Raw genomic sequence first — 16215 nt, 5'->3', positions numbered from 1 at the left:
AAGTATCAGGAAGCGTGCTGGGCGAGCTGGTGGGGGATGCCGTCCAGGGCGTGCCGCCACATCTGGGACGCCGTGCCCTCCCGGTCCGGACCGGAGCGCGTGGGCAGGCCGTCGAGCAGGGCCAGGCCCAGCGGGGTCACCGTGTGCAGGACCGTGTTGCGGATGCGGCGGGTGGTGATCAGGCCGGTCTGGCGAAGGACCGTGGTGTGCTGGCTGGCGCCGGCCGCCGAGATGCCGAGCCGGTCGGCCAGCTGGCTGGTCGTGCAGGTGGCCCGCAGCACGCGCAGGGCCGCGGCCCGGGTCTGGCCGACCAGCGCGCCGAGCGACTGGGCACTGTCGTCGGGCTCGTCCCACAGGCTCGCCGCCCGCTGGACGTCCGGCGGCGCGGCGAACGCGAGGACCAGTTCCCCGTTCTCCGTGCGCTTGCCGGTGAGCTGGGCCGGGCGGTGGTTGAGGAAGACCGACGGAGTGAGGACCAGGCCGCGCCGGTCGAGGTAGACGTCCTCGTCGGGCCCGCCCGGAATCTCCAGGACCTGCGAACGCCACTTGATGCGCGGATGCAGGGTGGCGAGGAGCAGCCCCACGCCGCCGGCCATCACGACCCGGCCGCGCGCCTCGCACTCGACCTCCAGGTATGCCTCGATGTGGTCCCAGTACGGCGCGATCGCCGCCTGCCACACCTCCGAGAGACCGGCGGCCTCCCGGTAGGCGGACAACTGCGCCACCAGCGCGTCCGGTCCGGCCGGGTCGCCGTCGGCGTAGCCCTCGCCGCCGTTGTGCTCGATCAGCCGCAGCAGCACCTCGGGGTCGGCGACGAGGCCGACGCCGCCCGACCGCAGCTGAGGCCAGGACGGCAGCCGCTTGGCGACCTGCTTGCGCCAGCGCGCGTACGCCGGCACGACGCCCCGGCCGAGCAGCCCGTACGCGAAGGCCGTTTCGACGAGAGGGCCGGCCGTCGTCCTCAGCCGGGTTTTGGCGATATCGGCAGCGGTGAAGTGAATTCTCTGCATAACTGCCCCCGTTGTTGAGCTCGTTGGCAAGGAAACCGGGAAGGGACCGGTCAGGCCGACTGGCCGGTGAGCGTCACGAAGACGTCGTCCAGGGTCGGCCTGCGCAGCGCGAAGTCGACGACTTCCACGCCCTCCTGCCGCAGCGCGGTGGCGGCGTTCGCGATGCCGGTCATGCCGTCGCCGAGCGAGATGGAGACCAGGCGCCGCTCCGGGTCGACGGACGGTTCGTCCGCCGAGATCCGGCGCAGCGCGGTGACCGCGGCGGACACCTCGTCCGGGCGGGCCACCTCGACCTCCAGGCGCTCGTCGCCGACCTTGCGCTTGAGCTCGTCCGGGGTGCCCTCGGCGATGACCCTGCCCGTGTCGACGACGGCGATCCGGTCGGCCAGCGCGTCGGCCTCGTCGAGGTACTGCGTCGTGAGGAGCACGGTCACGCCGTCGGCCACGAGTTCGCGGACCGCGTTCCACAGGGCCATCCGGCTCACCGGGTCGAGTCCGGTGGTGGGCTCGTCGAGGAAGAGCACCGACGGCCTGGTGACCAGGCACACGGCCAGGTCGAGACGCCGGCGCATGCCGCCCGAGTAGGTGTGGGCGGGGCGGTCCGCCGCGTCGGTCAGATCGAACCGGGAAAGCAGCTCCGCCGCCCGCTGACGTGCGGCGCGCCCGCCCAGGTGCAGCAGCCGGCCGATGAGAACCAGGTTCTCCCGGCCGGTGAGGAGCTCGTCCACCGCCGCGTACTGGCCGGCCAGACCGATCCTGCGGCGCACCTCGTGCGGGCGGCGCACCACGTCGAACCCGGCCACCTCCGCACGTCCGCCGTCCGGTTCGGCCAGGGTCGCCAGCATGCGTACGGTGGTCGTCTTGCCCGCTCCGTTGGGGCCGAGCAGGCCGAACACCGTGCCGCTGGGAACCGCGAGGTCGACGCCGCTGAGCGCTTCGTGCTGCTTGTACCGCTTGCGCAGTCCATCCGCCTGAATCGCCATGCTCACTGTTGTTCCTCCGGCCTGCGGGCGATGCGAGGGATGGTCAAGAACTCTGGGCGGCGACGGCCTCGCGCAGGCTGCGCGGGCGCATGTCGGTCCAGTGCTCCTCGATGAAGGCGAGGGCGGCGTCACGCGGGCCCTCACCGAGGGCGACCTTCCAGCCGTCGGGCTGCTGGGCGAACGCGGGCCAAAGAGAGTGCTGGCCCTCGTCGTTCACCAGTACAAGGAACGTTCCGTCCTGGTCATCAAAAGGATTCGACACGTCGCGAACTCCGGTATCCGAGTCGTATGAAGACACGGGCGATCGACCCGTGCCTTCATGTTCCCGGCGCCCGCTGACGCGGCCCTGACAGCCCCGCGCGCGCTCAGTCGACGCTGCGCAGCAGGCTTTCGACCGACTTGATGCGGTCGTTCAGCTCGCCCAACTGCCCTTGGAGCACTTCCTGGTTGGCGACCGCTTCCTCGGCGAGGCGGCGGTACTCGGCCATGGCGACGGCGTCGGCGCGGTGGCGCTGCAGTCTGAAGTACGCGACCACACTCGCCGTAATGCCGCCGATGACGATCAGAACGATGGCAATGGCGATGACAGCGCCGGTCATGTGGGCTTCCCCTTAGGTTCGTTGAGTCCTCTTTACCCGTGGCCTCAAGGATCGTATCCAGGTTCGTAGGACAGTCGGCCCCGTGTCAGCCGGTTGTCAGCCGCGGCACCGGCCCGAACGCCGACAACCCGCCCTCGGCCTCGTCGAAGAGGCGCGGGGGCGGGCTGTCGGGATGGCCGGATCGCGAGGGTCAGGCGGCCGGCTCCGCGGTGAGCTTCACGGGCAGACCGCTGTATCCGTAGACGAAGTTGGAGTACAGGCGCTGCGGCGGACCCGCCAGCTCGATGCGGGCGACCCTCGTGCGCAGAGCCTCGACCATCGCGTTCACGTGCACGCGGCCCAGGAAGGCGCCGAGGCAGAAGTGCGGGCCGTGCCCGAACGCGACGTGCTTGTTGGGGGTTCGCGCGATGTCGAAGGTGTACGGATCGGCGAAGACGTCCTCGTCGAAGTTGGCCGAGCTGTTCCACAGCGTCACCACGTCACCGGCCTTGACCACCTGGTCGCGGACCGGGACGTCCGCCAGGGCGCGGCGCCCGAAGTGCATGGCGGGGGTGGTCCAGCGCATGACCTCCTCGGTGGCGCTGTCCGCTCCCACCTCGCCGCTCTTCAACCGCCGCCACTGCTCGGGGTGGTCGCTGAACGCGATGAGCCCGCCGATGGACGACATGCGGCTGGACTCGTCGCCGCCGAGGATGAGGCTGTAGCAGTTGAAGACGATCTCGTCCTCGGACAGCGGCTTGCCGTCGACGGTGGCCGTGGCGAGGGCGGAGATCACGTCCTCGCCCGGGTTGCGGCGCCGCTTGGCGGCGAGCTCGGAGAAGTACAGCAGGATCTCGTTGCGCGCCATCACCTCGTCCAGGGCGCTGTCCTCGGAGCTGTGCCGCGACAGCGTCTGGGTGTTCCACTCCACCAGGCGCTCGCGGTCGGCGGCCGGGATGTCCATCAGGTCGCCGATCGTGTTGATCGGGATGTGGTCGGCGACATCGGTCACGAAGTCCAACTCGCCGTGTTCCAGGGCGAGTTCGACCAGTTCCCGGGTGCGCCGGTGAATGCCGGCCACGACCGGTTCCAGGACCCGCGGCGAGAACGACTTGAGCATCAGGTTGCGGATCTCGCGGTGCCGGGGGCCGTCGGTGACGGCCAGCATCTTGCGCGACGCCGAGTCCTCGCCCTGCAGCAGCGTCACCAGGACGTTGCCGCGCTCGGAGGTGAACTCCCTGTTGTTGCGGTAGATGTCCACCACGTCGGCGTACTTGGTGACCGCCCAGAACCCGGGCATCCGGCTGCCGCTCACCGGCTGCCAGTGGACCGGGCTCTCCTCGCGGAACCGGCGCCACATGGCGTGCGGGTCGACATCGAGGAAGGTCTGCGGGTCGGTGAGGTCCACGGTGCTCGGATCCGGTACGGCGCGCTGCTCCTGCGCAGTGGTCATGGGGTGTCTCCTTTCGGGCTCGGGGTCAGGAACCGGCGGTGCGGTAGCGGCGCAGGCTCACGGTGAAGCAGAGGGCGAACAGCACGCTCAGCGTCACGGCGATCACCACCCCGGGGTGCTGGCCGGGGAAGCTGTCACTGGTCGCGGCGGGGTTGCCCCACAGGTCGCGGCAGGACGCGATGACGGCGCTGATCGGGTTCCACTCGGCGAGCGGGCGGACCAGGGACGGCATGGAGGCGGGGGAGAGGAACGCGCTGGACACGAAGGGCAGCACGATCACGATGAACGGCGTCCAGACGTTGATCGTCTCCACGCTGCCGAGCGTCATCGCGAACAGCACGCCGAGCCACAGCATCACGTACGTCAGGAGCACGATCAGGCCGAACCCGGCCAGGACCGACAGGGCGTCGGTGTGCGGCCGCCAGCCGAGCACCAGCCCTGCCCCGGTGACGACGACCAGGCCGAGCAGGCCCACGAGCAGATCCGCGAAGGTGTGCGCGAAGAGCACAGCGGACCGGCTGATGGGCAGTGACCGGAACCGGTCGACGAGCCCGCCCTGGAGGTCCATCGCCACCGACACGGCGGTCGGCCCGACGCAGGCGAGCGCCACCTGGACCGCGCCGCCCGCGAAGACGTACTCGCCGTAGTCGCCGCCCGCCGGAAGCGTGATGGCGTCGCGGAACAGGTAGCCGACCATGACCATCGACACCAGCGGGCTCATCGCCACGCCGAGCACCCGGCCCGGCGCCCGGCGCAGGTGGAGCAGGCGCCGGCCGGTGATCGCGAACAGTTCGGTGAGGGCCGAGCGGAGACCGCCCGGGGCGCTCGGCAGGCCCGTGTCCAGGGCCGCGGCGTTCGTCACGGTGGTCATCGCCGCGCCCGCCCGTCCTGATCGCGGTGCAGCCGGTCGAGCTCGGCGGCGAGGTCCGGGCCGATCTCGTCCAGCGGGCCGGGGTTGAGGAGGTCGTCGTGGTTGGAGTCGATGACGTGCACGTCAAGCATGCCGCTGAAGTACGGCTTCCAGCGCTGGGCCATGTCGGTCCCGTTCGCGGCCTCGTCCGACTGCCCGGCGACGTAGAGCCGCATCGTGCCGTCGTAGTCCCGTGGCGTCCAACGGGCGTGCAGTACTTGGTGGTTGGTCATCAGATCGACCATGCGGGCCATGCGTTCCTCACCCATCTGGGCCAGCGGGCTGTTGTCGCGCCGCAGCGTGTCGATGATGTCGCCGACGTCCAGCGGCCGGTCGCCGAACTCGGAGCGGTCGTGCCCGATGCCCTCCAACAGCCAGGCGAGCATGGCCTGTTGGTCCGGCATCTCCTCGGGCCCGGTCTCTTCGGTGCGCGGGTAGGAGTCGAGGTTGGCGAGCAGCCCGACCTCGTCACCGGCCGCGCGCAGCTGGACGGCGATCTCGTAGGCGAGCAGTCCGCCGAGCGACCAGCCGAGCAGGTGGTAGGGCCCCTCGGGCCGCACCGTCTTGATCAGCCGGATGTACTCGGCCGCGGTCTCCTCGACGCTCGTGGGCAGCGGCCCGCCCTCGACGACGTACGGCGCCTGAATGCCGTACACGGGGCGCCCGTCGCCGAGGTGGCGGATGAGCGGCATGTACGACAGGGCGAACCCGACCCCGCTGTGCAGGCAGAACACCGGGGGGCGGCTGCCCGTCGGCTTCATGCAGAGCAGCGGGCTGAACGGGTCGGCGAAGTCCAGGCCGCCGGCCTCGTCGATGGCGTCCGCCATGATCTGCGTGCTCTGCCGGCGGACGGGGGCGGCGGATCCGGCGGGCCGGACGGCGGCGGCCGCGAGGGCCCGGACCGTCTGGTGCTCGAAGACGTCCGCGATGCTGAACTCGATCCCGGCCTTGCGGGCCAGGGCCACCAGGCGCAGCGACTTCATGCTGGTCATCGACGTGTCGAAGAAGTTCTCCGCGACGCCGAACTCGTCACGGCCCAGAATCTGGGCGACGATCGCGCAGAGCGTCGCCTCCACGGGGGTCGGGGGAGCGGACTCCGCGGTTACGGACGTCTCCTCGGGCTCTTCGGCCACCGGGACCGCGTCGGGGGCGAGCAGGTTTCCCGCCGCGTCCCACTTGGCGCGCTCGCCGGTGCGAAGGAGCCGGGAGCCGGGCGGGCCGTACGGGTTGGCCACGAACCGCTCGGCGGTCGGCCGGGCGAGGCCCGCGAAGCCACGGGGAAGCGTGGCTCCGCCGACGTACAGCTCGCCCACCACACCTGGCGGAACGGGCGCCAGCCACTCGTCGAGGACATAGACCTGCGTGTTCCACACCGGCTTCCCCGGTGCGTACGTGCGCGGGGTCGCCCAGTCCTGCGGCGGCGGCTCGGTGGCCGACACCCCGGACCCGGAGAGGAGCGGCCCGAACAGGCCGGTCTCCGCGAGTTCCCCGGACGCGAGCGCCCAGGCGAGGTGGCCCGCGGCCGCCCGGTGTTCGACGACGGTGCCGCGGGGGCGGCCCGCCGCGTCGTCCGCGCGGATCACATAGGCGGCGTGGCCCGGGCGCAGCGGGGCCGTGCGGTCCGCGTCGGTGACCGGGTCGGTGGAAGCGGCACGGACCTCCGGGCCGTCGAGGACCACGGCGGTGACGCCGGTGCTGCGCAGCCGGCTCGCCAGGCCCGCCGTCGTCAGCACGCACAGCGGGTCGGTGTCGGCGAACAGCGCCTTGACGCGGGCGACCGGCTCGTCGGCGGCGACCGGGACGTACGCCGCACCGGACTTGAGCACCGCGAGCACGGCGACGGTCCGGTCCGCGGCGCGCGGCACTGCGAGGGCCACGATCCGGTCGGGACCGGCGCCCTCTGCGATCAGCCGACGCGCCAACTGGCTTGCCCGGGCATGGAGTTGAGCGTACGTGAGGCCCTTGGCCCCGGTGCCGACGGCGGGCGCGTCCGGGGTCTGCGCGGCCTGAGCCGCGAACAGGTCGACCAGCGTCGCCGCCTCAAGCTCGTGCGCGGTGTCGTTCCAGCCGTGCAGCACCCGCTCGCGCTCGTCGCCGGTGAGCAGATCGAGGCCGCTCAGGCGCAGCTCGGGATCGGCGGCCACCGCGTGCAGCACCCGCTGGAACTGCTCGGCCATGCGCTCCGCGGTGGTCCGCGTGAACAGGTCGGTGCTGAAGCTGAGCAGGCCCCGGATGCCGCCCCCGCCGGGCCACGGAAGCAGCTCCAGCATCAGGTCGAGCTTGGCCCGGTCGGAGCCGACGTACTCGGGCTGGACGGTGAGACCCGGCATCTCCAGCGGCAGGTTGCCCTGGTTCTGCACGCTCAGCATCACCTGGAACAGCGGGTGCAGGCCCCGTGAGCGGGTCGGCCTGAGGGCCTCCACCACCTGGTCGAAGGGGATGTCCTGGTGGGAGTAGGCCGCCAGGTCGGTCTCGCGGATCCGCTCCAGGAGCTCGCGGAACGTCGGGTCGCCGCTGGTGTCGCCGCGCAGCACCAGGGAGTTGATGAACATGCCGACCAGATCGTTCAGTGCCTCGTCGGTGCGTCCGGCGATGGGGGAGCCGACGGGGATGTCGGTGCCCGCGCCGAGCCGGGTCAGCAGGGCGCACAGCGCGGCCTGGAAGACGATGAACTCGGTGGTGCCGGTCTGGCGGGCCAGCTCGATCAGGCTGGTGTGCAGGCCGGACTCCAGCTCGAACATCACCATGTCGCCCGAGGACGTGCTCGCGTCGGGGCGCGGGAAGTCGGTGGGCAGCGGCAGTTCCTCCGGCGCGCCCGCGAGCGCGTCACGCCAGAAGGCGACCTGCTCGGCGGCCAGGCTGTCCGGGTCGTCCGCCGAACCGAGCAGCTCGCGCTGCCAGCCGGCGAAGTCGGAGTACTGCACCGGCAGCGGGGCCCGGTCCGCCGCGCGCCCGTCGCAGCGGGCCCGGTAGGAGGCGGCCAGGTCGGTCAGCATCGGCGTGATCGACCAGCCGTCGAAGGCGATGTGGTGGAAGACCAGGACCAGCACCCACTCGTCCACCCCGATCGCGAACAGCCGTGCCCGCAGCGGCGGCTCGGACCTCAGGTCGAAGCCCTGGTCGCCCTCGGCGATCAGCGCGGCCTCCAGCTTCGCCGCCGACACCGTGCGGGTCCGCAGCACCGGCCCGCCCGTCGCCGCGTCGAGCACCCGCACCGACGGCACCCCGTCGGTCTCCGGCAGGACGGTGCGCAGCACTTCGTGGCGCTCGGCCAGATCGGTCAACGCCCTTTGCAGCGCGGCCTCGTTGAGGCTTCCGGTGAGCCGGAAGGCCATCGGGGTGTTGTACGTGCCGTCGGCCCTCTCCTGGCTCCGGTTGATGAACCACTGCTGCTGCTGGGCGAACGACAGCTGCAGCGGCGCGTCCTTCGGCGCCGGGGTCAGCGCGGGCCTGGCCCGGTCGGCCGCCGCGACATGACCGGCGAGCGCGACCACCGTCCGCGCCTCGAAGAGCGCGCGGATCGGAAGCTCCACCCCGAGCGCGGTGCGGGCCCGGCTGACCAGGCGGGTCGCGAGCAGCGAGTGGCCGCCGATCTCGAAGAAGTCGTCGTCGATGGAGACCTGGGCCACCCCGAGGATGTCCGCGAACAGGCCGCAGAGGATCTCCTCGACCGGGGTGCGCGGCGCGCGGCCCTTCAGCGAGTGGCCGAGATCCGGCGCGGGCAGCGCCTTGCGGTCGAGCTTGCCCTGCGCGGTCAGCGGCAGCGCGTCCAGCGCGACCACCGCGGACGGCACCATGTACTCGGGCATCGACCGGCCGAGCTGCTCGCGCAGCCCGTCGGCGACCCCGGGCTCGGACGCCACGACGTACGCCACCAGACGGCGGTCGCCGTCCTCGCTCTCGGAGACGATCACCGCGGCCTGCTCCACGCCCGGCTGGGCGAGCAACGCGGCCGAGATCTCGCCGAGTTCGATACGGAACCCGCGCAGCTGCACCTGGTCGTCGGCGCGGCCGATGTAGTCCAGCTGGCCGTCCGGCAGCCACCGTACGAGGTCGCCGGTGCGGTACATGCGGGTTCCGGCGGGACCGTACGGATCGGCCACGAAGCGCTGGGCGGTCAGGTCCGGGCGGCCGAGGTAGCCGCGGGCCAGGCCGCCGCCGACGTACAGCTCGCCGACGACCCCGCGCGGTGTGGGCCGGAGGTGGTGGTCGAGGACGTACACGCGGTGCGCGCTGGTGGGGCGGCCGATCGGCGGGCGGCCCGCGTCCCTCAGCGGGCCGCCGACGGTCGAGCTCACCACGGCCTCGGTCGGGCCGTAGCCGTTGTAGAGCCGCACGGCCGAGGACCAGCGCTCGACGACGCTCGCCGGGACGGCCTCGCCGGCCACCGCCAGGCGCAGGTCGGCGGGGAGCGTACTGCCCTCGGGCAGGCCGCCGACCACGACGGGCGGCAGTCCGGCCAGGTTGACGCGGGCGCTGTTGATCAGGTCGACCAACGGCTGCCCCGGCGCCCGGCACTCCTCGTCGGCGATCACCAGCGTGCCGCCGGTGAGCAGCGCGAGCATGATCTCCCAGACGGACGCGTCGAAGCTGAACGACGCGAACTGGAGCACCCGGGTCCCGTCGTCGAGACCGAAGCGCTCGACGAGGCTGTCCACCATCGAAAGCAGCCCGGTGTGGGCCACCACGACACCCTTGGGCCGGCCCGTCGAGCCGGAGGTGTAGATGACGTACGCCGGATGCTCCGGAGCGAGCGGCGCGACCCGGTCGGCGTCGGTGAGGTCCGAGCCGGGCAGTGCGGCCAGGCGCTCCACGGTTCCGGGCGCGTCCAGGACCAGCGGTTCGGTCACCGACTCCGGTATGCCGTCGAGGCGTTGACCGGTCGCGGCATCGGTGATGACCGCCGTCGGGTGCGCGTCGGCCAGCATGTAGGAGATGCGGTCGACGGGGTACGCCGAGTCCACCGGCAGGTATGCCGCACCGGCCTTCAGGACCGCGAGCGCCGCCACGACCACCTCGGGGGAGCGGGGCAGCATCACCGCGACGGTCTGCTCGGGGCCGATCCCGCGCTCGACGAGCAGCCGGGCCAACCGGTTGGCGCGTGCGTCGAGTTCGGCGTACGTCACTTCCTCGGTGCCGAAGACGACCGCAGTCTTGCCCGGGGTGCGGGCGGCGCGGGCCTCGAAGACCTCGGTGGTCAGCCCGCCGGACGACGCCTTCGCGCTGCCCGCGCCGGACCAGTCGCCGAGCAGCTGGGCGCGCTCGTCGTCGCCGAGCGCGTCGAGGCGGCCGAGCGAGGTGCCGGGGGCCGCGGCCAGCTGCTCCAGCACGCGCACGAAGCGGCGCAGGATCTCGTCGACCTCGCCCGGCGTGAAGATGTCGGGCCGGTACTGCGCCTCAAGACGCATCCGGTCGCCGGGGAACACGTTGAGCGCGAAGGGGTATTCGGCGATGACCCGGGCCTCCCAGGCGCGCATGCTCAGCCCGGGGACGTGCTCGCCGATGCGGTCCAGGACTCCGGTCGGGTAGTTGTGGAAGGAGACCACGGTGTCGAAGAGCTCGCCGATCCCGGCACCCTGCTGGACCTCGGCGAGGCCCAGGTGGTGGTGCGGCTCCAGGTCGAGCTGACGCTCCTGGAGCGCGGCCAGCATCTCCTCGAAGGAAAGCGCGGGCGTGAGGGCGACGCGTACCGGCAGGGTGCTGAGGAAGGAGCCGACGGTCTGCTCGATGCCGGGGACCTCCTCGGCCCGGCCGGAGACGACCGCGCCGAACGTCACGTCCCGGCGGCCGGTCAGCCGGCCGAGCGCGAGCGCCCAGCAGCCCTGCATGACGGTGCTCATCGTCAGACCGCGCGAGGTCGCCCAGGACGTGACCGCCCCGGTCAGTGCCTCGGGCAGCTCCAGATCGAGGGAGCCGGGCAGCACCGAGACGCGCGGCCGGTCGGCGGGGCCGAGCCGGGTGGGCTCGTCGATGCCGGCCAGCTCCTTCTGCCAGGCCTCACGCGCGGCCGCCTTGTCCTGTGCGGCCGACCACTCCAGATAGCCGCGCAGCGGGACGACCGGCGCGAGCGCCGAGGTGTCACCGCCGTTGGACCACAGGGTGACCAGCTCTTCGGCGAGGACCGCCGAAAGCGACCAGCCGTCCACCAGCATGTGGTGCGCCGTCCACACCACCCGGTGCCGGTCGTCGCGGACGCGGTAGACGGTGAAGCGGGTCAGCGGCGCGCGGGTGACGTCGAAGCGGTCCAGCCACTCCGCCTCGGTCCGCCGCCGCACCTCCGCGTCGACCTCGGCCTCCGTACGGCCCTCGGCGAACTCCCGGAGGTCCACCTCGACCCAGGTCAACTCCACGTCGGACGACACCAGTTGGACCGGGTCACCCGCGTCGCGCTCGCGGAAGCAGGCCCGCAGGCTCGGGTTGCGGTCGAGCAGCGCCGTCGCCGCCGCGCGCAGCCGGCCGCGGTCAAGGGGGCCGTCCACGTCCATCGTCACCTGGAGGGTGTACGCGTCCATGCCCTGCTGGTCGAACTCGGCCTGGAAGAGCAGGCCGCGCTGGAGCGGGGAGAGCGGCAGGATGTCGACGAGCCCCGGGATGTCGCGCTCGTACGCCTCGATCTCCGCCTGGGTGATCGTGACCAGCGGGAAGTCGGACGGGGTGCGCCCGCCCGCCTCGGGCCGCTCGGCGTGCGCGGCGAGCGCGTCGAGGGCGCGGAACCAGTCGGCGGCGAGCGCCTGGACGTCGGCCTGTGCGAGCAGTTCGCCCGCCCAGACCCACTCGGCGACGAGCACCGGGCCCTCGGCGCGGTCCTCGGTCGTCGCGATCAGTTCCAGGGCGTGCCGCAGCGGGGTCTCGGGGGCGGCGGTGAGGCCGAAGGCCCCGGCTTGCATCGACCAGTCGCCGGCCGCGTCGTCGGTGGCGAACCGGCCCAGGTAGTTGAAGCCGATCCGGGGGGTGGCCGAGCGGGCCAGAACGGCGGCGGTCTGCGGGTTGAGGTGGCGGAGCAGCCCGTATCCGATGCCGTGGTCGGGCAGCGCCCGCAGGCTCTCCTTGACGCGCTTGAGCGCGGCCCCGCAGGACGCCCCGCCGTTCCACACCTGCTCCCAGTCCGGCTCGCCGACATCGAGGCCGACGGGGAAGACGCTGGTGAACCAGCCGACCGTCCGGGACAGGTCCAGTCCCTCGGCGAGCTGCTGCTCGCGGCCGTGACCCTCCAGCTCGACCAGGGCGCGCGATCCCGCGCCCCGGTTGGCGAGCGCCAGCGCGAAGCCGGTGAGCAGCACCTCGTTGACCTCGGCGTGGAACGCGGCGGGCACGCGGCCGAGCACGGCGGCCGTCTGCTCGGCGGGCAGTTCTAGCCGCAGCCGTCCGGCAGTGGCGTACACATCGCGGGCGGGGTCGAGCGGCCGGTCGCCGAGCTCGATCGTCGATCCGCCCAACTGCTCGGCCCACAACGGGAGTTCGGCCGTACGGTGGGTGGTGCGGGCCTGCTCGGACAGGGTCTTCGACCAGCGCCGGAACGAGGTGCCGACCGGGGCCGGGTCCGTGCCGTTCCAGGCGGCCTCCAGGTCGGGCAGCAGGATGCGCCACGAGACGCCGTCCACGGCGAGGTGGTGGATCACGAGGAGCAGGCGGTCCTCGTCGAGGACCACGGCCTGGACGAGGAGGCCGTCCATCGGGCACAGCCGCGCCCCGGCCGCCGCGACCTGCTCGGCGAGCACCGCGTCCCGGTCCGCGCCCGGCGTGGACTCGGCCCTGCTGAGTACGTCGGAGACGGAGATCGCCCCCTGGGGGAGAGTCTCCAGGGACCACAGGCCCCACGCCGGCTCGGTGAGCTTGGTGCGCAGCGCGTCGTGCCGGTCGAGGACGGCCTGGAGCGCACGTTCCAGGCGGGCCGGGTCGGCGTGCGCGGCCGCGGGCAGCGCGACCGTGACGTACTGGGCGAAGGCCGCGCCCGCGGTGGGGTGAGCGGCCAGGCCCTCCCTCAACTGGTCGATGACAGGCGTGAGTTCGAGCTCGCCGATGCCGTCCGCCGCCAGGTCCGCGGCGGCGTCCGCAGCTCCGTCCACCCGCCTCGCCACCGCGGCGATCGCGGCCGGGGTGCGGTGCTGGAAGACGTCGCGGGAGGTGACGACGAGGCCTGCGGCGCGGGCGCGGCCGACCACCTGGATGGCGCTGATGCTGTCGCCGCCGAGCGCGAAGAAGTTGTCGTCGACGCCTATGCGGGGCACCCCGAGCACCTCGGCGAGCACCGTGCAGAGGGTCTCCTCCTGCGGGGTGCGGGCCGCGCGTCCGCTGGCGGTGACCGCGAACTCCGGGGTGGGAAGCGCCTTGCGGTCCACCTTGCCGTGCGCGGTGAGCGGCATCCGCTCCAGGGGCAGCAGGACGGCGGGCACCATCTGTTCGGGCAGTACGGCCGCGAGCCGGTCGCGCAGGGCGAGGGTGTCGCAGGTGCCGGACTCGGGCACCACGTAGCCGATCAGCCGCTGGTTGCCCGCCGGGTCGGCGATGGCGGCGGCCACCGCGTCCGCGACGCCGGGCAGGTTCCGCAGCGCGGATTCGACCTCGCCGAGCTCGATGCGCTGGCCGCGGATCTTGACCTGGTGGTCGCGGCGGCCGGTGAAGACGAGCTGCCCGTCGGCGAGCAGCACCACCTGGTCGCCGGTGCGGTACATCCGGGAGCCGTCGCCCGCGAACGGGTCGGGCACGTAGGTGGCCGCAGTGCGGCCCGGGTCGCCGAGGTAGCCGCGGCCGACGCCCGCGCCCGCGATGTGCAGCTCGCCGGGAACCCCGCGCGGCACCGGCCGCAGGTCGTCGCCGAGGACGTAGAGGCGGGTTTCGCGCAGCGGCCGGCCGATCGGCATGGAGGCGCCGGTCACCTCGGCCGCGGAGCGGGCGTACCCGTGGGTGACGTCGTCCGAGCACTCGGTGGGGCCGTACACATTGGCCAGCGGGATGCCGGGATGGCGGGCGAACCAGCGGGCGCACAGCTCGGCGGGCAGCGCCTCGCCGTTGGAGATCATCCACCGCAGCGCGGACAGCTCGGGCCCGCCGCCCGCCGCGTCCCACACGTCCAGCGTCGCGCGCAGCAGCGAGGGCACGACTTCGAGGACGGTGAGGTGCTCGGCCGCGATGACGCCGAACAGGGCCTCCGGATCGGCGGCCTCCGCACGGGCGACCGCCCGGATCCGGCCGCCGACGAGCAGCGTGGTGAGCGACTGCCAGACGGAGACGTCGAAGGTGACGGGCGCGTTGTGCACGAGCGCGTCGGTGTCGGTGAGGGACAGCTCCGCCACCTTGGCGAGCAGGTGGTTGACCATGCCGCCGCGCTGCACCATCGCACCCTTGGGCTTGCCGGTGGAGCCCGAGGTGTAGATCACGTACGCCAGGTCGAGGGGGCCGCCGACGACGGGCGCGAGGTCACCGGCGTCGTCCCGCGCACCGTCCAGGACATGCACGGGAAGCGAGCCCGCCGCCCGTCCGGCGAGGGCGCGGTGCGTGGTGTCGGCCAGGATCTGGACCGCCCCGCTGTCCTTCAACAGGGAGGTCAGACGGCTGAGCGGCGCGCGCGGGTCGAGCGGCAGGAACGCCCCGCCGGCCCCGAGCACCGCGAGCTCGGCGGTCACGAAGTCCCGCCCGGGCTCGGTCAGTACGGCCACCGGGCCGTCGGTCGCCACCTGCCGGGACGCGGCGCCGGCCCGCCCGATCAGCTCGGCGTAGGTCAGGCTTCCGCCGTCGTCGGTGACCGCCACCGCGTCGGGGCGCTCGGCGGCGCGGGCCCGTACCCGCTCCACGACACCCAGGTACGGCTCCTGGCTCCGCGGGCCGGTCAGGGCGGCGGCCAGCTCGGCGGCCTCGCCGGGCGAGAACAGGTCGAGCGCGCTCAGCGGGTCGTCCGCGCCCGCGTCCAGGAAGCGGTCGAGGAAGGCGACGAACCGGGCCAGGTGACCGCGTACGTCGTCCGGGGTGTAGCGGGCCTCGTTGCCGCTGAGGTCGACGCCGATCCCGTCGGCACCCTTGTCGGCGACGGTGAACTCCAGGTCGTCGACGAGCCCGGTGGAGGGGCTGCAGATCGTCGCCGCGCAGGGCCCGATGCTCAGCTCCTCCACCTGCGGCATCATGTTGATGAACGGCCCGAACGGCCTGCGGTCGTCGCTGGGCAGCCCCATCGCGCGCCGGATCCTGCTCACCCGGTAGCGCTGGTGCTTGAGCCCCTGCGAGAACGCCTTGTACGTCGAGGCGAGCAGCTCGCCGCGGGTCATGCCGGGCCGCAGGGAGAGCCGCAGCGGCAGGTAGTTGACCACCATGCCGGGGATGCCCTGCATGGTGCCGCCGACCCGCGCGGTCACGGGCAGCGAGAGCAGCACGTCGTCGGTGCCGGCCAGGCGCCCGGAGTACGAGCCGAGAGCCGCGACCAGGACGGTCTGCCAGGTGACCCGGGCGTCCCAGCCCACCGAGCGCAGCCGCTCCGCGATCGATTCCGGCAGGACGGTCGCCTCGCGCAGGAAGGTCTGGGCCGGCTCCGCGTCGCGGGTGGCGAGGCTGAGCGGCTCGGGCCGGTCGGCGAGCTCCTTCTCCCAGTAGGCGCGGTCGCGTTCCATGCGCGGCGAGTCCGCGTAGGCCGCCTCGGCCTCGATCAGGGTGCTCAGGGGCGGGAAGCGGTTCTCGTCGAGGGAGGTGCCCGCGAGCATCGCCTCGTAGATCGCGGACAGCCGCTGCCAGTAGATGACGTAACTGAACCCGTCCGAGACGAGGTGGTGGTTGAGCAGGCAGAAGAAGGTGCGGTCGGCGCCGAGCGTGAACACGCTCAGCCGGAACAGCGGCACGTGCGGGACGGCGGTCACGGGGAGGGGGACCCGCAGATCGTCGTGGATCGCCGCGAGCGCCGCCGCGGCCGGGTCCTCGGCGCCGCTGACGTCGGTGACGGTCAGCGGCAGCTCGGCCACCGGCTCGACGAACTGCCAGGGCTCGCCGTCCACTTCCGTGAACCGGGTCCGCAGGCACTCGGACTCCTCCACCAGGCGCGCCAGCGCGGCCCGGAACAGCCGCTGGTCCAGCGGTCCGCGGATGTCCCAGTAGATGGCGGTGTTGTACGTCGCGCCTCCGCCGGAGAGCTTCTCGTCGAACCAGATGTCCTTCTGGCCAGCCGTGAGGGGCAGGCCGCCCGTCTGAACGTCAGTCATAGCAATCCCCTAGCGAAGGTCACCGAGTGCACAGCGTCGATCATCGAGAAAGCCGCTGACAGCGGGCTGACTCTCAACTTCCCTGCCTGTGAAGCGAGTTG

The 16215-nt window shown here is 72.6% G+C and carries 7 protein-coding genes; all 7 read right to left on the bottom strand.

The window, feature by feature from the left end; translation table 11 throughout:
- Positions 1-5: 5 nt before the first annotated feature.
- The 7 genes from ACSHXC_RS14125 to ACSHXC_RS14095 all read right to left on the bottom strand — a co-directional run bounded on the left by ACSHXC_RS14125 (position 6) and on the right by ACSHXC_RS14095 (position 16114).
- On the bottom strand, positions 6-1010 hold the full coding sequence (locus ACSHXC_RS14125) for an ArsR/SmtB family transcription factor (RefSeq protein WP_438291927.1): 1005 nt from the start codon (positions 1008-1010) through the stop codon (positions 6-8).
- 50 nt (positions 1011-1060) lie between these two features.
- A complete protein-coding gene (locus ACSHXC_RS14120) occupies positions 1061-1993 on the bottom strand; it encodes an ATP-binding cassette domain-containing protein (protein WP_438291926.1) in 933 nt (310 codons plus the stop codon).
- 43 nt (positions 1994-2036) lie between these two features.
- Positions 2037-2255: an MbtH family protein gene (locus ACSHXC_RS14115; protein WP_399483656.1), complete on the bottom strand. Its 219-nt coding sequence runs from the start codon at positions 2253-2255 to the stop codon at positions 2037-2039.
- Positions 2256-2358: 103 nt separating this feature from the next.
- Positions 2359-2592 (bottom strand): hypothetical protein, encoded by a 234-nt coding sequence (locus tag ACSHXC_RS14110; RefSeq protein WP_344378085.1) that lies wholly within the window; start codon positions 2590-2592, stop codon positions 2359-2361.
- Between the two features lie 190 nt (positions 2593-2782).
- Positions 2783-4024: a cytochrome P450 gene (locus ACSHXC_RS14105; protein WP_438291925.1), complete on the bottom strand. Its 1242-nt coding sequence runs from the start codon at positions 4022-4024 to the stop codon at positions 2783-2785.
- A gap of 25 nt (positions 4025-4049) precedes the next feature.
- Positions 4050-4895, bottom strand: coding sequence for an ABC transporter permease (locus ACSHXC_RS14100; protein ID WP_438291924.1), 846 nt, complete (start codon positions 4893-4895; stop codon positions 4050-4052).
- Entirely contained in the window at positions 4892-16114 is an 11223-nt protein-coding gene (locus tag ACSHXC_RS14095) for an amino acid adenylation domain-containing protein (RefSeq protein WP_438291922.1), read from the bottom strand. Before ACSHXC_RS14095 ends, ACSHXC_RS14100 begins: the two co-directional genes overlap by 4 nt.
- Between the last annotated feature and the right edge of the window lie 101 nt (positions 16115-16215).

Source organism: Streptomyces sp. HUAS TT7 (assembly GCF_051550175.1).
Classification (GTDB): domain Bacteria; phylum Actinomycetota; class Actinomycetes; order Streptomycetales; family Streptomycetaceae; genus Streptomyces.
This window is presented reverse-complemented; position numbering and strand designations above follow the sequence as displayed.